Origin of the sequence: Serratia nevei (assembly GCF_037948395.1) — a bacterium.
Taxonomy (GTDB): domain Bacteria; phylum Pseudomonadota; class Gammaproteobacteria; order Enterobacterales; family Enterobacteriaceae; genus Serratia; species Serratia nevei.
Map to the genome: position 1 here is coordinate 5,071,323 of NZ_CP149940.1, position 23,170 is coordinate 5,094,492.

Sequence of the window (23,170 nt, forward strand, 5' to 3'; positions counted from 1 at the left end):
CCGTTTTTCATGGCGTTACTTCAGGTTGCCGACCACCAGCTGGTGGCGCTCGTTGTAAAACTTACGGTAGGTCAGATAGCAGGCGATGATGGTCGACAGGCTGGCGGTAGAAAGCAGCATGAAGGTCACCATAATCTGGTATTTGATCGCTTTCACCGGGTCGATGCCGGCGAAGATCAGCCCGGACATCATGCCCGGCAGGCTAACCAGCCCAACGGTTTTCGCCGAGTCCACGGTCGGGATCAGCGAAGCGCGGATGCTGTCGCGGATCAGCGCCGCCGAAGCGAACTTGGGCGTCGCCCCCAGGCTGAGCATCTCCTGAATCTTCTGCTGTTCGCTTTTGAAACGCTGGCCGAGGTTGGTGTAGCACAGCCCCACCGCCACCATGGCGTTACCGGCGATCATCCCGGAGATGGGGATCACCTGCATCGGCGTAAATTCGATGGAACCGGTCAAGACCAGTACCGCCAGCGTCAGCACCGCGCCGGTGGTGATGGCGATAAACGACGTCACGAACGCGTGTTCGACGTACTTGCTGCGTTTCTTGGCGTTGTAGGCCGCGTTAAAGCAGATGAACAGCACCATCAACACGGTAAGCAGCGCGTTATCCAGGTCGAAAATGTACTTCAGCACGTAGCCGACGATGATCAGCTGCACCACCGCGCGGCAGATGCTCCAGATAATGTCCTTTTCCAGCGCCAGCTTTTCCCGGTGGCTGATCAGGATGGCGACCACCACCAGGATCATCGACAAGCCTAAGGATTCGTTGGTGATGTTATGCTGATTCATGCTGTTGCTCCTGTTGCTCGGCGCCGTGCGCGCGCAGGGTGATCACCTCATCCGCATGCGCTATCTCTTCGGTATCGTGCGTCACCCACAGCACCGCCAGCCGGTGCTCCGCCACCAGCTGATGCACTATCTCATTGACGTTGCGTTTGTTTTCCTCGTCCAGCGCGCTGGTGATCTCATCGAGCAGCAGCACCCGGGGCATAAACTGCAGGTTGCGGATCAGGGACACGCGCTGCTTCTCCCCGCCGGACAGCTCATTGATGCTTTTGGTCAGCATCGCCTCCGGCAGCCCGAAACGCGTTAGATCGGCCTTCATTTTTCGTTCATCCGGCGACTGTTGACGGATCTGATAGGGCAGCGCCAGATTGTCGTAAACCGTATTGCCGAACAGCGCCGGCGTCTGGAAGCAGTAAGAAACCTGCTTGCGATACGCCTCAGGCGACATCTCGGCGATCGCCTGGCCGTCGAAATAGAGGCTCCCGCGGGTCGGATCCATTAAGGAAGAGATGATTTTCAGCAGCGTGCTTTTCCCGCAGCCGGAAGGCCCGGTGATCAGTTTGAACTCGCCCTCACCCAGCGTGAAAGAGACGGAGTCCAGGATCACCTGGTTGTCTATTTGATAATGAATATCATCCAATCTCAGTATGTCTTTCTTTTCCTTCATTACGATGCCGGCTCCCTACACCTGTTCCCGTCTGAGCGATAAGTATATGGCCGCAAAAAACATCTTAGCAATGCCTGCGCGGATGGCAGAGAGCAGAGAGGAGGATTGGCGGAGCAAAACGCCCCGCCAAATGATAAGATTAATTAATGATTAGCTGTAGAGATAGTCAAAAGCGACCGCCAGGGTCGAATCACTCTTTTTTTATCGCTGCCTGTTCGTCGCCGCTGTACCAGCGTAGAGAATTGTTGATGCTGCGGTGGGTGCAGTGGACCTTGCCCTCCTTTTCCAGCGCCAGCAGCAGGGTTCGGGTGGTATAAATGTTTTCACCGCATTTATCCGCCAGCTCGCGCGTCTTCGGCCACTGCTCCGGCGGGGGATGATGGCCCCCTGACCCTTCGACACGCTCTCTGCACAATCCTTGCAACACATTCAGCATCAGCGATTTTCTGCTTTCAAACGTTTTCGGCGCCTTGGCCATAGCATTCCTCCTGAGTGGTTACTGCTGAGCTCCCCCGCTCACGGCTGCACGTCAGCGATGCGCAGGGTATAAATCATGGTGGCATCCGGGGGGATTGCCGGCGGGCTGCCCTGCTTGCCGTACGCCAGCGCCGGCGGCACCACCAGCGTGATCGAGCCGTGGCGCTGCAGCTTCTCGATAGCGGCGCGAAACAGCGGCGGATAGCGCGTCAACGGCTGAGAGATCACCGTCCCTGCCAACTCCATATCTTTGACCACCCGGCCGTCGACCAGGCTTTCGCGCACCACGATATCCACCCGATCGTCGGCACCAATCGCCCCATTGCCGGCATAGTCCACCCGGTAGTAGAAACCGAGCGCATCCTGCTTGACGCCCTCCTGACGGGCGAAATCGGCCAGATAGGCTTTGTCGTCCCGCGGAGGAGCCTGTGTCTGCTGCAACCGCTGCTGCGCCGTGCGCAACGCGCTGTCGATGGCGGCCTCATCCAGCCGCAACCGCCCGGCCAGAGTATCGGCGATGCCGGCCAGCAGCAGCCGGCTGTCCGCCTCCAGCCCCGCGCGCCGGTTCTCCTGCTGCAAATGCACAATGTCGCGCCCCAGAGACACGCCGGCGGCATACGCCTGTTGGTCCGCCTCGCTGGCCAGCAAGGGCGGTTCGGTGGCCTGCTGCCGCTCGGCCAGCAAGGTGTCGATCCGCTGCTGCTGCTGCGCCAACTGCGCCGCCAACCTTGCGCTGCGCTGTTCGGCCTGCGTGAGCGAAGCGGCCAGTGCGCCCACCTCAGGCACCGGCGCAACGGCTTGCCGCAATCCCTTCAGGGCATCGGCCAGCGGCCGAATGTCGACGACGGCCCGCTCCCGTTTCGGCGCCGCCGCGGCCTGAGCCGCCGCTAACTGCCGCTCCAACTGACGAATTTTCTCCGCCTGCTGTTGCAAAGACTGCTTCAGTGAAGTTAAACGAACGCCGTCTGCCCCGGCGATGGCAGCCGATTTGGCGGCCGGTGCGGGTGCCGGTTTACGCGCGGCGTCTTCCCCGAGCGCGGCCGGCGGCGCCTGCCGTTGTTCAGCGAACTTCAACAGGGCGGGAATGCCGTCGTCGGCGGCGCAAGCGGCCCCGTTCGCCGCCAACAGCAAAAAGCCCATCGCCCATCCTTGCGCGCATCGCTTCATGGCTACAGATTCTCAACCCGGCTGGACAGATCGGACATCAGCTCATGCTCGACGTCGGCGCAGAATTTCTCGGTTTTATATTGATAAAGAGCATCAATCGCTTTACGGGTACTCTCATCCACGTTGCCGCGCACCCCGGCATATCCCGAGGCGTTGGAAAGCAGGCCGTTAAAATAGGCAATGCGCTTTTGGTAACTTTGTGGATTAATATTTTTTAACGAATTAACCCGTTGTTGGCAAAGCGCGATGCGTTGTTCATCGGATTTATCATTAGGATTGTTCTGTGAAAGTTTTTTCACAGAATTCAGTTTTGTCTTGCTACCGTCCGCACAGCCCGATAGCACCATAAAAGACAGCAAAAATATAGCCAATCCCACCTTGCGGCGTCCGCCGCAAGCATTAATCATCGTTATCATTCCGTTTATAATCCTTTAATTGTCACTTAGGTCATCATTATGTGGCGAACGGCAGCGGCACATGCCTTAATTTGATTAATCAAAAGGGGTTAGACAGCGAAAAATCCCTATACCGCAATGCGATAGAATAATTCACTACCGGTGTAATTGTTATTCAATTGTTAATTAATCAGATCTAAACGCGGGTTAAACGCGAATAAGAAACCCAATCACTCGTGAACAGAAAACCATGAAACAACAATAAAAACAATGAATTATGTTTTATATTTTGTTTCTAAAGAGAAATGCATCATCTGCTGCCTAAGGGCGATATTAGCAAAACAATATTGTGAATTGTAGGTGCACCCCTATTTCCCCCGATCTAATATCTCGCATATCGTTATTTATATAGTGATTTATACTGGATAATATTTGTATACGATCTATTGATTTTAAAGCAAATATATTTCTTTTTCCTTTTGGTTTTATATTCTGAATTTGACTTAATTTAATAAAATCTATTTCCAAGCAATACTATTATTTGCAAGAATATTCCCAGCAACACGCCACACATAAAACTCGTATTTTATTTACCAGAAAATCCATTGTCGATTTTCCAAATCTCGTTATTTCTCATAAATAACGGATGTTGGCGTATTGCCCAGAGCAAAAGGATCTGGCTCCAACCGCACGGCCGGCGACATGGCGTTGCCGCCGCCGCGGGGGATTTAGATGTGCTGTTCTTTTTATTTAAAAACTCTCTACAGGAACCTGAGAAATGAAACTGAATAAATTAATGCTGGCAACCGTGATTGCTTTCGCTTCCGCATCTGTTGCGCATGCAGCACCAAATCAGGGCAGCGGTAAAGTCACCTTTACCGGCGAAATTATCGATGCGCCATGCAGCGTCGCGCCGGAATCCGTTGATCAGACCGTGCCAATGGGCCAGATCAGCAGCCGCATCCTGGCCAACCAGGGTAAATCCAGCATGCAGCCTTTCAACATCGAACTGAAAGATTGCTCCATCTCCACCATGAAAAACGTCAAAGTGACCTTTACCGGCACGCCTGATCCGATCAACAGCAAATTGCTGGCTCTGAGCGGCACCGCAACCGGCGCCGGCATCGTGATCTACGACAACCTGCACTCCAAAGAAGTGGAACTGGGCACCGCGACCGACGGCCAGGGCCTGAACGACGGCGACAACTCGCTGAAATTCGCCGCTTACCTGCAGGGCAGCAGCGCCTCAAGCACCGTGGTACCGGGCGACTTCACCAGCGTGGCGAACTTCACCCTGGCTTACCTGTAATACCCCACAGGGGATGTCTCAGGGCATCCCCCGCTTTATTGCATGCCGAGGATACCGGCAAGGGAACAGGGAAAGACAGGGAGACGCCAGTATGACTATCCGCCTTTGCGGCCTGTTGCTCATCGCGCTCAGCGTTGGCAACGCGGCGGCGGCAGCGAAAAATCAGGGCCACGGCAAAGTCAGCCTGGGCGGCACCATCGTCGAAACGCCGTGCGGCATCGCCAGCGACAGCCTGGATCAAACCGTCGATTTCGGGCTGATCTCCATGAGCGACGCTTCGCAGGACGGGCAGTCGGTGCTGATCGGCAGCCGCCGCCATTTCACGATCAAACTGGTGAACTGCGAGCTGGCCAGCCAGGTGAAGCCTGACTTCATCTATCGCGCGGCCAACGTCACGTTCGACGGCACCGCCGACAGCCGGGATCCTTCTCTGCTGGGCGTTTACGGCGAGGCGAAGGGGGTGGCTATCGAGCTGTTGACCGATGCCGGCACCCCGATCCCGCTCGGCAGCACGACGGCGGATTACCAGATTGTCGCCGGCGACAACACGCTGCGCTTCGGCGCGCAGTTGCGCCTGCATCCCGACAAGGCGCGGGCGGGCGGCTTCAGCTCTCTGGCCAAATTCACCCTGTCTTATCTCTAGCGCCGGCGGGCGCTGCACAGCATTACGTATTCAGGTCGTACGGATGACCTGCTATTGGGCGCGGACTTGCCATGAGTGATTATGCTATGACGTCATTACTGACACGGAAACACCTACCTCTCCTCGTCATTCTATCTTTCCTCTGGGTGCGTCCGGCATTTTCCGCCACGGAGTTCAATACCGACGTTCTGGACATCGGCGAGCGCAGCAAAGTGGATCTTTCGCGTTTCTCCGATGCCGACTACGTCATGCCCGGCGCTTATTTGCTGGACATCAAGATCAACCAGAAAACGCTGCCCCAGCGCAGCATTCAGTATTTCCCGTCGCCGGATAACAAAAGCGGCAGCCAGGTGTGCCTGCCGCCTGACCTGGTGGAAAAAATGGCGCTGAAAGAAGAAGCGGCCAAAAAAGTCACCCTGTGGCACGACAACCAGTGCGCCGACATTCGCGGCATCAAAGGCGCGACCGTCTCCGATCGCATCGGCGGCGGCGTGCTGGCGATCACCATCCCGCAGGCGTGGATGAAATACTCCGATCCCGACTGGACGCCGCCCGAACAGTGGGATGACGGCATTCCGGGCCTGTTGCTGGATTACAACATCAGCGGCCAGCTAGGCAAGCAGAGCCATAACAACAACACCGCCCAGAACCTGAGCAGCTACGGCACCTTGGGCGCCAACCTGGGCGCCTGGCGCCTGCGCGCGGACTTCCAGTCCAATTACAATCAGCAGGCCGGCGATCGCAGCACCGGTTTCGACTGGAACCAGATCTACGCCTATCGCGCGCTGCCGATGCAGGCCGCCAAGCTGACGCTGGGCGAGATCTACCTCGACTCCGGGGTGTTCGACGCCTATCGCTTCACCGGCCTCAACCTGGCCAGCGACGAGCGCATGCTGCCGCCCAACCTGCAGGGCTACGCGCCGGAAGTGCGCGGCATCGCCAAGAGCAACGCCAAGATCACCGTCTCGCAGGAAGGCCGCACGCTGTACGAAACCACCGTGCCCGCCGGGCCGTTCGCCATTCAGGATCTCAACAGCTCGGTGCGCGGCAAGCTGGACGTCAAGGTGGAAGAGCAAGACGGCACCGTCTCGACCTTCCAGGTGGATACCGCCACCATTCCGTACCTGACCCGACCGGGCTACGTGCGCTACAACGTGGCGCTGGGCAAAACCTCGGCCTACGACCACCGCACCCAGGGGCCGCTGTTTTCCGCCAGCGACTTCTCCTGGGGCCTGAGTAACGCCTGGTCGCTGTACGGCGGCGCGCTGCTCGGCGGCGACTATAACGCCTGGGCGCTCGGCCTCGGCCGCGATCTGAACGTGTTCGGCGCCATGTCGCTGGACGTCACCCAGTCGATCGCCCGCCTGCCCGGCGAACCGACCGCCAGCGGCATGTCGTTCAAGCTCAACTACGCCAAACGCTTCGACGAGCTGAACAGCCAGATCACCTTCGCCGGCTACCGCTTCTCACAGCGCAAGTTCATGAACATGTCGCAGTACCTGCAGGAGCGTTACGGCGATTACGACAAGAATTACAACGGCCGTCAGAAAGAGCTGTACACCATCACCGCCAGCAAAACCTTTATGGCGGAAGACAGCGCCAAGGCGATCACCGCCTACCTGACCTACTCGCACCAGACCTATTGGGATGCGCGAACTCAGGATCGTTACGGGCTGTCGGCCAGCAAGCTGTTCAGCGTCGGCGATATCAGCAACATCACCGCCTCGCTGTCGGCTTACCGCACCTATTACCAGGGCCGCACCGACGACAGCGTGATGCTCAACTTCACCGTGCCGATCGGCGATCGCCGGCGCGTCGGTTATGCGCTGCAAACCAACAATGGCGATGTCACGCAGACCGCGTCGTACAACGACTACAGCGATCCGGACAATACCTGGCAGGTCAGCGGCGGCTTTAATCAGTCCGGCAAATCGCTGGCGCGCGGGTACTACACCCATAACGCTTCGTTCGGCTCGCTGAACGCCAGCGCCTCTTACCAGCAGGACAGCTACTCGTCGATCGGCGGCTCGTTCCGCGGCGGCCTCACCGCCACCCGACACGGTATCGCGGCGCACCAGAACTCGAGTAACGGCGGCAGCCGCATGATGCTCGACACCGACGGCATCGCCGGCGTGCCGATCAACAACGGCCGCGCCTACAGCAACCGTTTCGGGCTGGCGGTGATTTCCGACATCACCAGCTACTACAACACCGACACCCGCATCGACGTCAACAAGCTGGCGGACGACGTCGAGGCCACTCGCGCCGTGGTGCAAGGCACGCTGACCGAAGGCGCGATCGGCTACCGCCACTTCGAGGTGGTGAAAGGCAGCAAGCTGCTGGCCACCATTCGCCTCGCGGACGGCAGCGAACCGCCGTTCGGCGCCGCGGTGCTGAGCGAAAAAGGCCGCGAGGTCGCGGTGGTCAACGACGGCGGTTCGGTCTACCTGACCGGCGTGCAGCCGGAGGAAAAGCTGGACGTCGCCTGGGAAGGCCAACGCCGCTGCCGCATCGTGATCCCGGGCGCCGCCAAGCCGCTGGACCAGCTGCTGCTGCCGTGCGCCACCCTGTAATCCGTAACGCTGAGAAATAATGACATGAACAAACACCCGATAACGCTACTGACCGCCGCCGGCCTGGCCCTGACCGCCGTACTGCCCACCGCCGATGCGGCGATATCGCTGGATCGCACGCGCGCCGTCTATGTGAGCGACGCCAAATCGATCAGCCTGAATATCGTCAACGAAAACAAAGAGCTGCCTTTCCTGGCGCAGTCCTGGCTGGAGAACGAGCAGCACCAGAAAATCACCTCGCCGCTGGTGGTGCTGCCGCCGTTGCAGCGCGTGGAGCCGAGTGAACGCAGCGTAGTGCGCATCACCAAGACGCCGGAGGCAGATCGCCTGCCGCAGGATCGCGAGTCGGTGTTCTACTTCAACCTGCGCGAAATTCCGCCGAAAAGCACCAAAACCAACGTGATGCAGCTGGCGCTGCAAACGCAGATCAAACTGTTCTACCGGCCGAAGGCCATCGTCGCGCCCAAGGGCCAGGTGTGGCAGGAAAAGCTGGTGTTCCGTAAAAGCGGCGGCACCGTCACCGTCGACAACCCGACGCCGTTTTACATCACCCTGACCGGCATGACGCGGCAGACGCAAAAACAGGGCGGCGGCGCGATCGGCGGTTTTCAGCCGCTGATGCTGAAGCCGAAATCCAGCGAAAGCCTCAAGCTGCACGACACGGGCATGAACAGCTTCGTCATCACCTACATCAACGACTACGGCGGCCACCCCGAACTGCGCTTCGCCTGCAACGGCAACGTTTGCACCGCCGTGCCCGAGAAAAAATAAGGAGGTCCAGCATGGCTGAATTCACCGATCGACTGCGCCCGCTGCTGCTCGGCGCACTGCTGTGCGGCGGCAGCGCGCTGGCGGCAACGCCGCTGGGCGTGATCGAAGGCACCACCGGCACCGTCAGCTTTCACGGCGGCCTGCTCAGCTCCCCCTGCAGCCTGACGCCGGACAGCCGGGATCAGTCCGTCGATCTGGGCGACGTCAGCGCACGCGACTTCCGCAACGCCGGCGATCGCAGCGCGCCGGTGCGTTTTCGCCTCTCGTTCCGCAACTGCCTGCTGGGCGCGCGCGCGTTGGCAGATAACCCGGCCGGCCCGCGCAACGGCGACGCCGGCCGCCTCTATCTGCAGGGAGAGCAGGCCGCGACGCTGGTGTTTCTCGGCGAAAGCGACGTCGACAACCCGTCGCTGCTGAAGTTGAACGGCGGCGTGCAGGGCATCGGCCTGCGGCTGCAAGACCAGCAGGGCCAGGCGCTGGAGCTGAATCAGCGCAGCCGCCCCTACATTCTGCAACCCGGCAGCAACACCCTGTGGTTCAGCGCCAGCGTGGAGTCCACCCAGCGGGCGGTGATGGCGGCCGGGTTCGCCGCCGTGGCGCACATTCAGGTGATTTACCTGTGAGGCTCGAGAACGCGATGAAAACTCAACTGACCAAACTCTGCCTGCCGCTGGCGATCGCCCTGGCGGCCCCCGCCGCCTGGGCCAACGGCTACGTCACGCCGGACGGCGGGCCGAAACAGTTCTATATCGATCTGAATGAAACCAACATCACTAACCAGGTGGGGTTCACCAAACTGTTTCCCTATGACCTGGGCGGAACCTATACCGGCAAGGTGTATTGCGATACCCCCATCCCCACCAGCCCGCACTTTTACAAGTCGGATTCGGCGTTGCCCCCCTCCGACTATGGCAATGGCTATTTAAAACTGAATGACTTTTTGGATTTAAAGGCCGAGGTGTGGATCGCCGGCAACAAGAACGCCTACGTCACCGTGCCTTTTTACAACGAATCGAATTTGCTTAACCAACACAGCTGCCGGCCACCGTACTTGCAGGTCAACAACTACGGCAGCGGCTCCAAAGGCAAGATCACCTTCCGGGTGCGCAAAAAGATCATCAACGGCGTTGAGATTAACGATCGGCAGATCATCGAGATGTACGGCCGCCTCGGCTCGACCGACGGCGGCTTCGGCCCCAACCCGATGGCGCAGGTGTTCATCCAGTCCGCGATCCTCTACGTGCCGGATAAATGCGTGGTGAACGAAGGCCAGTTGATCAACGTGGAGTTCGGCGAGATCGGCGGCAGCGATCTCAACGGCTCGAACTACCCGCAAAGCATTCCGGTGCGCTTCCAGTGCGAGGGCGGCAGCTTCGAGGACGGTACGCTGAACATCAAGCTGGCGGTGTCGGGCACGGCGGCCGCCTTCAGCAACGAGGTGTTCAAAACCGACAAGAACGATCTCGGCATCCGGCTGACGCACAACGGCCAGCTGGTTATCCCGAATGAGTTTTACCCGGTGCCGAACATCGGCAACGGCGGCTCCTGGAACCTGGTGGCGGCACCGTTCGCCAACGGCGGCGCAGAGATCGGCGAAGGGGAATTCAACGCATCGGCCACCATCGTGGCGGCATTCCAGTAACCGAGGGAGGAACGAAAATGCGTCTACGCGCTTTAGCGCTGCTGAGCTGCGTGCCCTGGTGGTTTACCGCCATGCCGGCGACGGCGAACACCGAGCTTATCGGCGCGCCGGTGCAGTTCCACGGCACCGTGGTGAGCCGCCCGTGCAATATCGAACCGCAGTCCGCCGATCAACTGGTGGAGATGGGCACGGTGATCGTCAAAACCCTGTACCGCTACGGCCACACCACGCCGGTGCCGTTCAGCATCAAGCTGACCGACTGCAAGACCACGGTGTTCAAATCCGTCAGCGTGACCTTCAGCGGCACCGAAGACGGAGAGCTGCCGGGCAAGCTGGCGATCAACAACGGCGCGAACGGCGCCGCCATCGCCCTGTTCGATCATCAGGGTGCAGATATCGATCTGAATAAGGCCACCAGCGCCGTCGCGCTGCAAAACGGCCCCAACAGCCTGAACTTCACCGCCTATGTACAGGGGCGGCCGAGTGCGATTCAGAACCAAAGCATTACCGAAGGCGAATTCACGTCCGTCGCCAATTTTGTGCTGGCGTACCAATAAGCCCGCACCGCCCCAGGGAAATCAGGAAAACGACCGGCGCGCGAACGCCGGCGATTGGCCGTCACCGTTCGCTCCGGCGCGGTGCCGCGGCTTTTTAAGGAGCCACCCATGCCAGATATTCGCTTCACGCTGTTCGACAGCGATAACTTCTACCAGCAGGGGCTGCGTCTGCTGCTGCAGGACTATCTGCACTCCCTGAACGAATGCCAGCGCCGGTATCCGCAGTTCTCACCGCTGGCGCTGCAGGCGTTGGATAACATCGAAATCGTGTTCCGCACGCCGGAAGAGCGCTGGGGCTGCGCCTGCTGTTATCAGAGCCCCTACGGCATCCCGCGCCAGCGGCAGCTGACTCTGCTGATCCTCGACGACACGACCCAGCAACAGGTGAAAAACCTGCCGCCGCTGTTCAGCATCCATCGGCGCGATTCGGCCTACGCCATCCGTCTCAAGCTGCAAATGGCGTTGGAAAAATTCATCCAGCATCCGTGGATGGCGCTGCATGCCGCCGGCATGTGGAAATGCCAGGCCTGCCGCATCGCCGCGCTCAGCCACTGCGAGAAAAAGGTGCTGGGATTGATGAGCAGCGGCATGTCCGCCTGCAGCATCGCCGGCCTGCTGCAGCGCAGCCAGAAAACCATCAGCGCCCACAAGCGTTCGGCGATGCGCAAGCTGAACGTGCGCAAAAACAGCGAGTTGAATAAGGTGCTGCTGAATCAGCGGGGGCTTGGCTGAGCAACAACAGGCTCGCGAGTGACGCCAGAGTGGTTTACTCTGAATACTCATTTTCGTACTGCAAAACGAGCCGGAATGCATGCCCAGAACAGCCAAAGTCGTTGACGTCCCCGCCATCGGCGAGCTCGATCGCCTGGCGGGCCAGCTTAGCCACCAGCTGGCGCAGGCCCTGCGCCAGGCCATCCACCGGGGCGATCTGAAAGCGGGCGATCTGCTGCCCTCGACGCGCCGGCTATCAGCGGCGCTGAATCTGGCACGCGGCACGGTATTGGAAGCATTCGCTCAGCTAACGGCGGAAGGCTTTCTCGAACCGCAGCCCGGCTCCGGCACCCGGGTCGCTCACTATCAGGCGCCGCGGCGCACGCCGCACGCCAACGTGCAGGCGAGTTCGGCGGTAGCGGTGCCGCTTTCTTCACAGGCGCAGCATCTGGCGCGCTTCGCCGCCCAGGCACGGGCGCTGCCGCCGGTGCCGTTCACCGTCTCGGTGCCGATCGGTGATACCGCGCCCGACGATGTCTGGCGGCGGCTCGGCAACCGCATCCGGGCACGTGGCCCGGGCGCCCCGTCGGGCTACGGCGATCCGCTGGGCGCGTTGCCGCTGCGCGAAGCCATCTGCGACTATGTGCGCCGTTCCCGCTCGGTAAACTGCACGCCGCAGCAAATCCTCATCACCTCCGGCACGCAACAAGGGCTCTATTTGGCCGCCCAGATCCTGCTGGACGCCGGCGACAGCGCCTGGGTCGAAGATCCCGCCTACGCCGGCATTACCGCCATTTTCGACAGCCTGTTTCGCGATCGGCACATGATTAGGGTGCCCGTCGCCGACGACGGCATCGACGTTGCCGCCGGCGTGCGTCTGGCCGCCGACGCCCGCGCCGCCTTTGTCACGCCGTCGCATCAATATCCGCTGGGCATGCCGATGAGCATGGCGAAAAGAAGCGCCCTGCTGGCCTGGGCCAAAGAGCGGCAGGCCTGGATCGTGGAAGACGACTACGACAGCGAGATGCGCTACGCCGGTCACCCGTTCCCTTCGCTGCAGGGGTTGGCGCCCGAACGGACGCTCTATCTCGGCACCTTCAGCAAGGTGCTGTTCCCTTCGCTGCGGCTAGGTTACGCCATCGTGCCACCGCCGCTGGTCGACGCCTTTTGCGGCGCCAGGATCCTGATGGATCGCCATCCACCCAGTGCGGATCAACACGTGCTGGCCGCCTTTATCGCCGAAGGGTATCTCGACCGCCATATCCGCAAAATGCGCGGCGTCTACGCCGAGAAACGCCGGGTGCTGATCGAGGCGATCAACACGCATATCCCCGCGGAGCTGGCGGTAGTGCAGCCCTGCGATCAGGGCATGCACATGGTGCTGTGGCTGAGGAAAGATCTCGATGACGTGCGGGTCGCCCAATGCGCCAACGAAGCCGGATTGGCGCTGCGGGCGGTGTCGCCGATGTATGCGCCCGGCCACGGTGAGCCGGGTCTGGTGCTGGGATTGGGCGGTTACGCCGACCGCCAGGTGCAACAGGCGGTGGAACGGCTCGGACAGGTGATCCTGGCCTGCGCCGGCAGCGGCGCCTAGCGGGAAAAACGTTTGGCGCCGAACACGCAAACCACCACGCCGGCCATCACGGCGATCATCATCGGCTGGACGGTCTCATGCAGCAGCCAGCCCGCCAGCGCCAGGCCGAAGAACGGCTGCAGCAGCTGCAACTGTCCGACGGCGGCGATGCCGCCCTGCGCCAGGCCGCGATACCAGAAAATAAACCCAATCCACATGCTGAACACCGAGACGTAAACCAGCGACAGCCAGGCGGCGCCGCTGATCGCAGGCCAACCGGCCGGCGCCGCCAGCCAGGTGGCCGCCAGCGTCAACGGCAACGCCACCACCAGCGCCCAGGAGATCACCTGCCAGCCGCCGATCCGGCGCGACAGCACCGCCCCTTCGGCATAGCCCAGGCCGCACAGCAACACCGCCCCGACCATCAGCGCATCCCCTTGCCAGGCACCGCCGCTCCCCTGGCTCAACGCGAAAGCGCCCACCAGCACGGCGCCGACGCCTGAAAAAGCCCAAAAAGCGGGCTTGGGCCGTTCTCCGCCGCGCAAAACGCCAAAACCGGCGGTCGCCAGCGGCAGCAGGCCGATGTACACCAGCGAATGCGCCGACGTGGTGTGCTGCAGCGCCAGCGCCGTCAGCAGCGGAAAACCGATGACCACGCCGAGCGCCACAAACAGCAGCGGCGGCAAATCGGCCCGCGTCGGCCGCGCCTGCCGGGTGATCAGCAACGCACACAGGGCCAGCAAGGCGGCGATCGCCGCCCTGACCGCCGTCAGAAACAGCGGATCGAGCTCCAGCACCGCCACTCGCGTGGCGGGCAGCGAGCCGCTGAAGATCATCATGCCGAGGAAGCCGTTCATCCAGCCCTGAGCCGAATGCCCGGCGGCGGGATGAGCAGGGGGAACAACGAGAGTTTTTTCAGACTGACTGTCCGTCATGTGAACGCTCCGCACGCCTGAGGCATACCGAAATCGGCAACCCGCGAGGCGATGTCATAGTGAAAGAGAACATCGTTCCCCGGCGTCGCTTGCCGGGGCCAGGTTCTATTTTTCAGATAAAGCGGTTCACAGACAGGTCCAGATAGCGAAATTTTCACTGTGCCGGTTAGCAAAGCGCGCCGCTAACGCCAAAGAAGGGCGTTTTTCGGGCTGTCCTTGGCCGTTTGGCGGCTCTGCCTGCGGGGTATCATGGACTTTTATGCGTTTTTGCAGAACAGGACAAGGTGCGGTGCCGTGGTGAAACCCTTCTTACGCAGTGGCAGTTTGGATGATGTGCTGGCTTTAGGCGAAAACGGGCAACCGGTCTACGCCTGCGCGCAGCAGCTGCGGGAAACCCTGCGTCTTCGCCGGCAGCAGCAGGCCGCCGACTGTCTGGCGATCCCCCAGCCGAACGAAAGCGGCACCCGCATCGACTGGTATGCGCCCTTCCCCGGCAAGGTCACCTCCTGGCTGGCGGCGAGCGACGCCCAGCGCACGCAGGCGGTGCGCCACCTGGAACACTGCCTGACGACCTTCCGCAGCCTGACGGAACAGGCCCAGGCGACCGATCACCCCAGCCATCGCCTGTTCGGCGCGCTGCTGGCCAAAGCGATGCACATGCCCGATCCCAACCACGTTTATCTGGTGGACGACCGGCCGGTGCTGACCTTCTGGGGCTTTATCAAGCCGCAGGCGCAGAGCCCGGACGATCCGTTGGCCTGCCTGCGCCCGATCGAAGCAGAGGTGAAAGTCGAAGTGGAAAAACCGGCGCCGATCGCCGCCGCACCGCGTAAACCGGCCGTTGTCGAACCGGTAAAACCGGCCCCGGCCGCCGAGCCCGAACCGGTGCCTGCCCCGGCAGCGCCTATCGCCCCCCCTGCCGCCGTTCGCCCGCGCCGGCGCTACGCTCTCTGGCTCTTGCCCATACTGCTGCTAGGCAGTGCGGCGCTGGCCGCCTGGCTGCACCGCTCGCCGCCGCCGCAACCGGCGATGCCGGCGGAGGTCCAGCATCCGGCCCCGCCGGAAAAAGCCGCCGCGCCGTTGCCCAAGCTGCGCTTGCCGCTGGCGCACGCGACGCTGTTGCCGCCGCCACCGGCGCCGGTCATCCCGCAGCCGGCGGACAAAAATGCGCTGGTGCTGCCGCCCGAGGCGGTGAAGGCCGGCTCCACCCGTTTCCTTAACGGCAAATGGCGCGCCACGGTGGCGCTGAAAGACCCGATCACCGGCAAACGCCCCGGCCTGCAATACCGTCTGAACGGCGGCAAAGGCAACGCCATCATCGCCTACGGCGACGGCGTCAGCTGCCGGGTGGCGGTCGAAGCCGGGCTGATGCAGTCCGGCAATCTGGTGATCAACAGCCGCACCAAGGCGCGCTGCAGCGACGGTAGCCGCTACCAGATCCCGGAGATCGTTTGCCGCCAGGGCGAAACCGGCGCGGCGGAGTGCACCGGCCGCTACGATGCGGACACCATCTATCCCATGACGTTCAAGCGCGAGAGTAAATGATGCTGGCACCCCTTACGGACTACAAACACGGCATTACGCTGATTCAGGACAGCGGCATTCAGTTTCTGGACTTTGCCCTGACGCCGCTGCTGGACGCCGAGTTTCCCGGCAAATTCGTGCGCAAGACCGCCAGCGGCCCGCTGCTGCGCCTGCAATGGGAGGCCGAGAGCGGCAAATACCAGCTTCCGGCCGTGGGCGACCAGGCCGCCGAAGTGGTGCGGCCGGAGTTCAGCTATCCGCTGCAGCAGTCGCTGCGCCTGCTGGATAAGCTCTGGCTGCCGCTGCCCTTCTTGCGCCACACCCCGGCAGGCCTGTTTTTGTCGGGCCCGGACAACTGGGCGCGCCTGCAGGTGGTGCAGCTGGATGAACCGGATCAGGACGGCAACCTGCTGCGCGTGGTGCTGGCCTTCGACACCCGCGCCGCCGCGCCCGGCCAGGAGACGCTGGCGCCGGGCGAAAGCGATCTCGGCACCGGGCTCAACTTCGCGCTGGCGCACCGCAACCACGAACTGGGCGAGTTTCTCGATCTGACCTGGGTAGACGGCTGGCTGCGCGAAGCGTTCAGCCAGCGCGCCGCCGAGCGGGAGCAGCGTGCCGAAGTGGAGATCAACGCCGGGCTGAAAACCTTCGAGTATCAGGCGCACTACCTCAATCTGCTGCACATGCTCGGCCATCAGCTGGCGGTACCGCAGATAAAGATGGTGGCGGCGACGTTGCAGCAACCGGCGATCGACGTCGATCTGGTGCTGGACGTCGGCAACTCGCACACCTGCGGCGTGCTGGTCGAAGACCACCCGGAAGAGAGCAACGGCCTGAAGCAAACCTACGAGCTGCAGCTGCGTTCGCTGTCCGAACCGCACCGCGTCTACAACGAACTGTTCGAGAGCCGGGTGGAGTTTTCTCAGGCCAGCTTCGGCAAGCCGCATCTGTCGTTCCAGAGCGGGCGCGACGACGCCTTCCAGTGGCCCTCCATCACCCGCGTCGGTCGTGAGGCCGCGCAATTGGCGCAGCGACGCGAAGGGCATGAAGGCACCACCGGCATCTCCAGCCCACGGCGTTATCTGTGGGACGAGGAGCGCTATGCGCCCGGCTGGCGCTTCAACGAGCGGCACGAGCCGATGGCCGCCGCCGCGCCGTTGACCACCCTCATCAACGACGAAGGCGTGCCGCTGTCCGCCCTGCCGACGGCGCAACGGCTGCCAGTGTTCGCCGCCCATTACAGCCGCAGCGCGGTGATGACGCTGATGCTGAGCGAGCTGCTGGCGCAGGCGCTGATGCAGATCAACAGCATCGCCCAGCGCAGCCGCATGCCGAACGCCGCCGCGCCGCGCCGTTTGCGCGCCATCATTCTGACGCTGCCTTCGGCCATGCCGAAGCCGGAGCGCGAGATCTTCCGCCGCCGCATGCAGGAAGCGATCGGGCTGGTGTGGAAGTCCCTCGGCTGGCACCCGCAGGATGCGCCGTTCGACGGCGCGCACGTCCGCTTCCCGGTGCCTCAGGTGCAGATGGAGTGGGACGAGGCCACCTGCGGCCAGATGGTCTATCTGTACAATGAAACCCAGGTGAACTTCGCCGGCCGCACCGACGCCTTTTTCGCCGCCATGGCCCGGCCCGACCGGCCGCTGGCGCCGGGTGAGCAGGCGGGAAAAACGCTGCGCATCGCCTCCATCGACATCGGCGGCGGCACCACGGATCTGGCGATCACGCACTATTCGCTCGATGACGGCGTGGGCAACAACATCAAAATCAACCCGCGCCTGCTGTTCCGCGAGGGCTTTAAAGTCGCCGGCGACGATATCCTGCTGGACGCCATCCAGCAGTTTATCCTGCCCGCCGTGCAGCAGGCGTTCGAAGCCGCCGGCGTGAGCGCCGCCCCGGCGTTGATGGACAGGCTGTTCGGCAACGAAGGGCGCATGGACGGGCTTTCTACCCTGCGTCAGCAGGCGGCGCTGCAGATTTTCATGCCCGCCGGACGCGCGCTGCTCGGCGCCTATGAAGAATACGATCCGCTGGACAGCCGGGCGGAAATCGCCGCCAGCCTGGGCGATCTGCTGCCGCAGCCGCCGACGCCGCAGGTGCTGGCGTTTATCAACGGCGAGGTGCAGCGCGAAGCCGACAGCGACGCCTTCGATATTCTGCACACCCCGCTGGTGATCCGCCTGGCCGATCTGCACGCCGCCTTCTTGTCCGATCGCATCGGCATCGGCCGCTGCCTGCGCCTGTTGGCCGAGGTGGTGGCGCTGTATACCTGCGACGTGCTGCTGTTGACCGGCCGCCCGGCGCGTTTCCCCGGCGTGCAGGCGCTGCTGCGCCATCTGCAGCCGTTGCCCGCCAGCCGCATTCTGCCGCTCGAGGGCTACCACACCCGCAGCTGGTACCCGTTCAACAAGCGCGGCCGCATCGACAACCCGAAATCCACCGCCGCGGTAGGTGCCATGCTGTGCCTGTTGGCGATCGACCTGCGCCTGGAGAGCTTTTACTTCAACGTCGGCGATTTCCAGCCCTACTCCACCATTCGCCATCTGGGCATGCTGGACGGCAACAACATGCTGGCGGACGATAACGTCTATTACCGCGACATCGATCTGGATCGCGCCGACTTCGTGCTCGACCCCGCCGGCAGCTTCCAGCTGCGCGGCCCGCTGCGCCTGGGCTTCCGCCAACTGGACAACGAACGCTGGCCGGCCTCGCCGCTCTATACGCTGACCATTAATGACGCCCAGCTGGCGCGCAAACTGGCCGGCGATGCGGTGATCACCCTGCGGCTGGCCATTACCGCCAGCGCCGAACAGGGCGCAGAAAGCGTCAAGATCGCGCAGGCGTTGCTGGCCGACGGCAGCCCCGTCCCGGCGCACCACCTGCAACTGAAACTCAATACCCTGGCTGCCAGCGCCTCCGGCGCGACCCACTACTGGATAGACAGCGGGAGCATTTACCCACGATGAAAGCTACCACTACCGCCCAATCGGCCCCGAACCACGCACTCAGCACCGGCATTCTGCAGGCGATCGCCTGGGTGGACGCCGCGCGCCGGCAGTCCACCCGTTTGGAACAGGAGGCGGATCGCCTGACGCTGCGCCTGCGCCGTTGCCATAACCGCGCGCTGCAATTGGCGAATGCGCAACCTGAGCAGGTCGCTATCGGCCTGTACGGCCACAACGCCGCCGCCAAGGCTCACCTGCTGGCGGCGCTGGCCCCCGGCGCAGAAAGGCTGCACGCAGATGCCGCGCTGGCGGTGCGTTACTGCGCCGCCGCGCCGTCGCCGTGCGCCGAGTATCCTCTCGCCCTCGCGCTGCTCGATGAAGCGCAGTGGCTGGCCATCACGCTCGATGCCGCCACGATGGGCGGCTTCCGGCTGGACTGGGACGCCCGCGCGATCGCCGGCCATCTGCAAGCGTTGGCGCGCCACCGCCAAACCGTCGCCCTCGACGGCCTCAGCGACAGCGATGTACTGACGCTGTGGGATAGCCAACGCCGCCACGGCGACAAGGGGCAACAGACGCTGGACAGGCATTTCTGGCCGCAGGCCGTGGCGCTGGCGCCGCAGCTGAGCATCGACGATCGCGCGCGCCTGTTTGCGCCGCTGTGGGGAGAGGAAACAACGCTGACGGCGCGTTATCGCCAGCTGGCACACACGCTGCATGCCCTCGGCGGCAGCCGACAGGTTCATGCTCCGCACCGCGCCTTGCCGCTGCTGGCCGCGAGCGCCACAGCGGAAAACGCGACGATCGTCGTGATGGCCGAACACGGCGGGGGACGGGAGATCGCGCTGAGCGATCTGACCTGGCTGACCGCCGAAGTCACCACCGTTCTGCCGCAAACGGCGCAGACGGGCCTGCCCGCCGACGTGGCGCTGATCGACCTGCCCGGCAGCCGCGCTTGCCCGCAGGCGGAACCGACGCAGCGGCTGCAACAGGCGAAACGCGACCATTTGCTGACCCGCTGTGCAGACGGCCTGCACGCCAACCTGCTGCTGGTAGCCGATGCCGCCGCCACGCCACAGGACGCCGCCCGCATCGGCCAGAGGCTCGCCAACTGGGTCAACCAGACTCAGGGGGAAACCCCGGCGCTGCGCCAGCGCCGCAAACCCGGCCTGATCTGGGCGATCACGCCGTTTGATCAACGCGGGGAAGGCAAAACGCGCCCCGACGACGCCGTACAGCGCCAGGTCGGCGAGCCCGGCGACAGCTGGGCCACACTGCTGGCGCTGGATGAACAGGATTGCCGCCGTATGGTGAGCTACCTGACCGCTCAGGCGCGCCCGGCCCAGAAGCAAGCGCGCCTGCTCGAACAGCGCGAAGAATTGCAGCGCGAGCTGACGGAAAGCCTGCTCGGCAACTGGCTCACCGCCGCCGATCCACACGCGGCGCAGCAACGCGGCCAGCAGCTGCTGCGAGCGCTGCAGGCGCAGGCCGGTCGCCACGGCGAACTGCTGGAACGGCTGTTGCCGCAGCGCGATACGTTGCGCCAGCTTTATCAGCAACAGCAGCACGCCGCGCCGGCCCCGACGGCGACGCCAGCGCCGTTCGGGCTCGATATCGATCTGTTCGGCGCACCGGAAACCCCGGCGCCCGGCGAGCCCCCCGCGTCATCCTTTGCCGCGCGGGTATTCGCGGATTGGATCAACCATCTGCGCAGCCTGCCGGACAGCCGTCGGTTGCTGGAGCTGCTCGGCGTCGAAAAGCCGCACCTGGAACTGCTGGTTGATGCGCTGATCGGCGCCGCCTGCCGCCTGCGGCTCGATGATGAGCTGGAGAACGCGCTGTGCGCCGGGGGCCTGCCGGAACAGAGCGAAGATCGGCAAATCAGCCAGGCGCTGGCGATACTGGGCGACTTTGTCGCCTGGCTCGGTTTCCAGCGGCGCGATGCGGCAACGCGCCCCGAGAGCCGCGTCAATCCCGGCCAGCCGATCTTTACCCCACCGCCGCAGCCGGCGGTGGACTGGAGCCGCCAGCAGCGGTTAACCCGGCTGGCGCCGACGCCGACCAAAAACACCGCGTTTTATATCTATGACTGGCTGATCGGCCTGCAAACCCTGCTGGCGGAGAATGCGGCGACGGAGAGCGCACTCGGCGAGGCGCAGCGCGCGGCGTTGGAAGAGATCGTGGCGACTCTGCGCTAAGCGGCGGCTCTGGCTGCAATAGGGGGAGAAAACAGGATAAATCGGGCGTTGCCGATTATGCTGATGAGTAACGCCGCGATTCTGGGAGAAAATCATGCCCCCTTTCAGCCTGAAGACTATCGACCATGTGGTTCTGCGCGTGTGCGATATGCAGAAAAGCCTGCATTTTTATACCCAGATCGTCGGCTGTGATATCGCCAAACGGCGGCCGGATTTGGGGCTGATGCACCTGCGCGCCGGGGCGGCCATGATTGATCTGGTCGACGTTAACGGCCAGCTTGGAAAAAAAGGCGGCGATGCGCCCGATCCTCACCGGCAAAATGTCGATCACCTCTGCCTGCGCATCGATCCTTTCAACGAAGACGAACTGCTGGCCTATCTGCGATCGCAAGGGATCGCCGTCGATCCTGCTGAATCGCGCTACGGCGCGGAAGGTGACGGGCCGTCGATTTACTTCAGCGATCCGGACGGCAATCGCATCGAGCTTAAGGGGCCGGCGATCGGCTAGATCCTGGCGCTCCCGTTGATGTCGGCCAGCCGTTGGCTATCCACCACCCGCAGCGATTTGTTTTTAAACTGAATAATACCGTCCGCCGCGAGCTGCGCCAGCGCGCGGCTCAGCTGCCTGACGGAGATCCCTAATCTGCCCGCCAGCAACTCCCTGTTTTCGAGCTGAATCTGCACGCCTTCCTGCTTTATTTTAAATAACAGAAATTTACGCAACTTATATTCTGCCGTTAAGCCGCCGCTCGCATGCAGCAATGAAGCGTTAAGCAGCTTGTCGCTTAACTGCCGGCACATAAAGGCGAGGAAAACAGGATCGTGCATGGCCCGCTCTTTGATGGCCTCGATAGGCAGCGTGAAGATCAGCGCGTCCGTGACCGCCTGTACGGTGCTGAACACCGCCCGCTGCGCCTGGGAGAACAGCTCCAGATCGCCTATCACGGAGAAATCCGTTTCGAAGGAAAAGACGATGTGCATGCCGTTCACATCGTAATTCTCAACCTGCAATTTTCCCTGCACGAGAAAAAACAGGTGGGTCAACCGATCGCTTTGCGTCACCAGGTATTCACCGGCCTCGACCCTGACCAGGCGCAGGGCGGCCAGCAGCGGGGGCGAAAGCGCCGTTCGCAGATCGTGAGCTTCGATAAACGCTTCTTTCAGCTTGCTGTCACCGACAGTTTTCACGGCGATTCACTCCCAGGGCTTATCCGTTAACGTCTAGCATCCTATCTTTTCGACTGCGCCCAGAATAGCCGGCACGCTTCAGAACGAAACAGGACATCTGACCTTTTTTGCCTCGGGCCGTCTGGGTATTTTCTCCGCAGACCCCACCCAAGGAGAGTGCCATGCGACATATTTTGATAGATACCGATACCGCCTCCGACGATGCCGTCGCCTTGCTGATGGCGTTGCGCGAGCCTGACGTGAGGGTGGAAGCGATCACCACGGTCGCAGGCAACTGCCCGCTTGAACAATGCGTCAAAAATGCGCTTATCTGCGTCGAAAAAGCGGGAACCTATGCCCCTCCGGTATACGCCGGCATGGCGAAACCGCTGTTCCGCACGCGCTATCACTCGCACCACATTCACGGCGAAGACGGCATGGGCGACATGGCCTTGCCCGACCCGCAGCTGACCGCCGCACCCATTCATGCCGTAGACGCCATCATCGACTGCGCCGCACGGCTCAATGGCGAGCTGGAAATCGTCACCCTCGGGCCGCTGACCAATCTCGCGATGGCGGTGCTAAAAGCGCCCGCGCTGGCCGAACAAGTGAAAAGGGTTTATGTCATGGGCGGTTCCGGGCTGACGCCGGGCAATATTACCCCGCTGGCCGAATTTAACTTCTACGCCGACGCTGAGGCCGCCCATCTGGTGTTGAATGCCGGGCTGCCCCTCACCCTCGTCGGTTGGGAGATCGGGATGGGAGAAGCGTTTATTGGCGAGGACGATATTGAACGATTGCATCATCTCGGCGAACTGGGGCGCTTTGCCGTGCGCTGCAACCGCACGCTGATGGCGTTCAACGCCGGGCGCACAGAGCGTAAAGGCTTTGATTTGCCCGATCCGACCACCATGGCGGTGGCGCTCTACCCGGATATCGTCGAGACCAGTCTGGAGGCGTATTCCTGGGTAGAATATAAAAGTGAAAGGTCTTACGGCCATTACATCATTGATTCCACCCATCTGACCGGCGAACCGGCCAATGCCCGCGTGATCACCCGCATTAAACCCGGCCTGTTTAAAGAAAAACTGTTTTCGTTGTTATCTCAGCCGTTAATGAAATAAGTGGCC

The 23,170-nt window shown here is 62.2% G+C and carries 21 protein-coding genes; 14 read left to right on the forward strand and 7 right to left on the reverse strand.

Going from position 1 to position 23,170, the window contains the following annotated elements; translation table 11 throughout:
• Positions 1-15: 15 nt before the first annotated feature.
• The 5 genes from fetB to V8N38_RS24255 form a co-directional block, all read right to left on the reverse strand.
• Complete coding sequence (gene fetB / locus V8N38_RS24235; protein WP_147840520.1) at positions 16-789, reverse strand: iron efflux ABC transporter permease subunit FetB; 774 nt, start codon at positions 787-789, stop codon at positions 16-18.
• Positions 776-1,453, reverse strand: coding sequence for an iron efflux ABC transporter ATP-binding subunit FetA (gene fetA, locus V8N38_RS24240; protein ID WP_047729658.1), 678 nt, complete (start codon positions 1,451-1,453; stop codon positions 776-778). The genes fetB and fetA overlap by 14 nt, the downstream gene beginning before the upstream one ends.
• A 190-nt stretch (positions 1,454-1,643) precedes the next feature.
• Positions 1,644-1,931 (reverse strand): FaeA/PapI family transcriptional regulator, encoded by a 288-nt coding sequence (locus V8N38_RS24245; RefSeq protein WP_070913853.1) that lies wholly within the window; start codon positions 1,929-1,931, stop codon positions 1,644-1,646.
• Between the two features lie 38 nt (positions 1,932-1,969).
• Positions 1,970-3,070, reverse strand: coding sequence for an FKBP-type peptidyl-prolyl cis-trans isomerase N-terminal domain-containing protein (locus V8N38_RS24250; RefSeq protein ID WP_244951341.1), 1,101 nt, complete (start codon positions 3,068-3,070; stop codon positions 1,970-1,972).
• Between the two features lie 29 nt (positions 3,071-3,099).
• Entirely contained in the window at positions 3,100-3,513 is a 414-nt protein-coding gene (locus V8N38_RS24255) for a hypothetical protein (RefSeq protein WP_038871468.1), read from the reverse strand.
• 757 nt (positions 3,514-4,270) lie between these two features.
• On the opposite strand from V8N38_RS24255, the gene V8N38_RS24260 reads away from it, so the two are divergent.
• The 9 genes from V8N38_RS24260 (at position 4,271) to V8N38_RS24300 (ending at position 13,292) form a co-directional block, all read left to right on the forward strand.
• Positions 4,271-4,801: a fimbrial protein gene (locus tag V8N38_RS24260; RefSeq protein WP_147840522.1), complete on the forward strand. Its 531-nt coding sequence runs from the start codon at positions 4,271-4,273 to the stop codon at positions 4,799-4,801.
• A 91-nt stretch (positions 4,802-4,892) separates the two neighbouring features.
• Positions 4,893-5,444: a fimbrial protein gene (locus V8N38_RS24265; RefSeq protein ID WP_038871475.1), complete on the forward strand. Its 552-nt coding sequence runs from the start codon at positions 4,893-4,895 to the stop codon at positions 5,442-5,444.
• Between the two features lie 71 nt (positions 5,445-5,515).
• Positions 5,516-8,017: a fimbria/pilus outer membrane usher protein gene (locus tag V8N38_RS24270; RefSeq protein WP_157800492.1), complete on the forward strand. Its 2,502-nt coding sequence runs from the start codon at positions 5,516-5,518 to the stop codon at positions 8,015-8,017.
• Between the two features lie 24 nt (positions 8,018-8,041).
• The gene (locus V8N38_RS24275) at positions 8,042-8,788 is read left to right on the forward strand and encodes a molecular chaperone (protein ID WP_147840523.1); all 747 of its coding nucleotides are present in this window, start codon (positions 8,042-8,044) and stop codon (positions 8,786-8,788) included.
• Positions 8,789-8,799: 11 nt separating this feature from the next.
• Positions 8,800-9,411, forward strand: a complete 612-nt coding sequence (locus V8N38_RS24280; protein WP_047729654.1) for a fimbrial protein — start codon at positions 8,800-8,802, stop codon at positions 9,409-9,411.
• A 14-nt stretch (positions 9,412-9,425) separates the two neighbouring features.
• Positions 9,426-10,430 (forward strand): fimbrial protein, encoded by a 1,005-nt coding sequence (locus V8N38_RS24285; RefSeq protein ID WP_060424454.1) that lies wholly within the window; start codon positions 9,426-9,428, stop codon positions 10,428-10,430.
• A gap of 17 nt (positions 10,431-10,447) precedes the next feature.
• Entirely contained in the window at positions 10,448-10,987 is a 540-nt protein-coding gene (locus V8N38_RS24290; RefSeq protein WP_038871490.1) for a fimbrial protein, read from the forward strand.
• 108 nt (positions 10,988-11,095) lie between these two features.
• The gene (locus V8N38_RS24295; RefSeq protein ID WP_060441415.1) at positions 11,096-11,719 is read left to right on the forward strand and encodes a LuxR C-terminal-related transcriptional regulator; all 624 of its coding nucleotides are present in this window, start codon (positions 11,096-11,098) and stop codon (positions 11,717-11,719) included.
• Between the two features lie 79 nt (positions 11,720-11,798).
• A complete protein-coding gene (locus tag V8N38_RS24300) occupies positions 11,799-13,292 on the forward strand; it encodes a PLP-dependent aminotransferase family protein (RefSeq protein WP_060424451.1) in 1,494 nt (497 codons plus the stop codon).
• Here the strand turns inward: V8N38_RS24300 and V8N38_RS24305 are convergent.
• Entirely contained in the window at positions 13,289-14,128 is an 840-nt protein-coding gene (locus tag V8N38_RS24305) for a DMT family transporter (RefSeq protein WP_087762451.1), read from the reverse strand. The two genes, V8N38_RS24300 and V8N38_RS24305, sit on opposite strands and share 4 nt — an antisense overlap.
• A gap of 372 nt (positions 14,129-14,500) precedes the next feature.
• On the opposite strand from V8N38_RS24305, the gene V8N38_RS24310 reads away from it, so the two are divergent.
• From V8N38_RS24310 to V8N38_RS24325, 4 genes are all read left to right on the forward strand, one after another.
• Positions 14,501-15,751, forward strand: coding sequence for an SrfA family protein (locus tag V8N38_RS24310; protein ID WP_147840524.1), 1,251 nt, complete (start codon positions 14,501-14,503; stop codon positions 15,749-15,751).
• Positions 15,751-18,696: a virulence factor SrfB gene (locus V8N38_RS24315; protein WP_187181582.1), complete on the forward strand. Its 2,946-nt coding sequence runs from the start codon at positions 15,751-15,753 to the stop codon at positions 18,694-18,696. The genes V8N38_RS24310 and V8N38_RS24315 overlap by 1 nt, the downstream gene beginning before the upstream one ends.
• Positions 18,693-20,873, forward strand: a complete 2,181-nt coding sequence (locus tag V8N38_RS24320; RefSeq protein ID WP_147840526.1) for a virulence factor SrfC family protein — start codon at positions 18,693-18,695, stop codon at positions 20,871-20,873. The genes V8N38_RS24315 and V8N38_RS24320 overlap by 4 nt, the downstream gene beginning before the upstream one ends.
• A gap of 94 nt (positions 20,874-20,967) precedes the next feature.
• The gene (locus V8N38_RS24325; RefSeq protein WP_147840527.1) at positions 20,968-21,381 is read left to right on the forward strand and encodes a VOC family protein; all 414 of its coding nucleotides are present in this window, start codon (positions 20,968-20,970) and stop codon (positions 21,379-21,381) included.
• Here V8N38_RS24325 and V8N38_RS24330 read toward each other — a convergent pair.
• The gene (locus tag V8N38_RS24330) at positions 21,378-22,061 is read right to left on the reverse strand and encodes a Crp/Fnr family transcriptional regulator (RefSeq protein ID WP_060424439.1); all 684 of its coding nucleotides are present in this window, start codon (positions 22,059-22,061) and stop codon (positions 21,378-21,380) included. The genes V8N38_RS24325 and V8N38_RS24330 overlap by 4 nt on opposite strands.
• 161 nt (positions 22,062-22,222) lie before the next feature.
• Between V8N38_RS24330 and V8N38_RS24335 the strand changes: the two genes are divergently transcribed.
• Positions 22,223-23,164 (forward strand): nucleoside hydrolase, encoded by a 942-nt coding sequence (locus V8N38_RS24335; RefSeq protein ID WP_147840528.1) that lies wholly within the window; start codon positions 22,223-22,225, stop codon positions 23,162-23,164.
• The last annotated feature ends 6 nt before the right edge of the window (positions 23,165-23,170 follow it).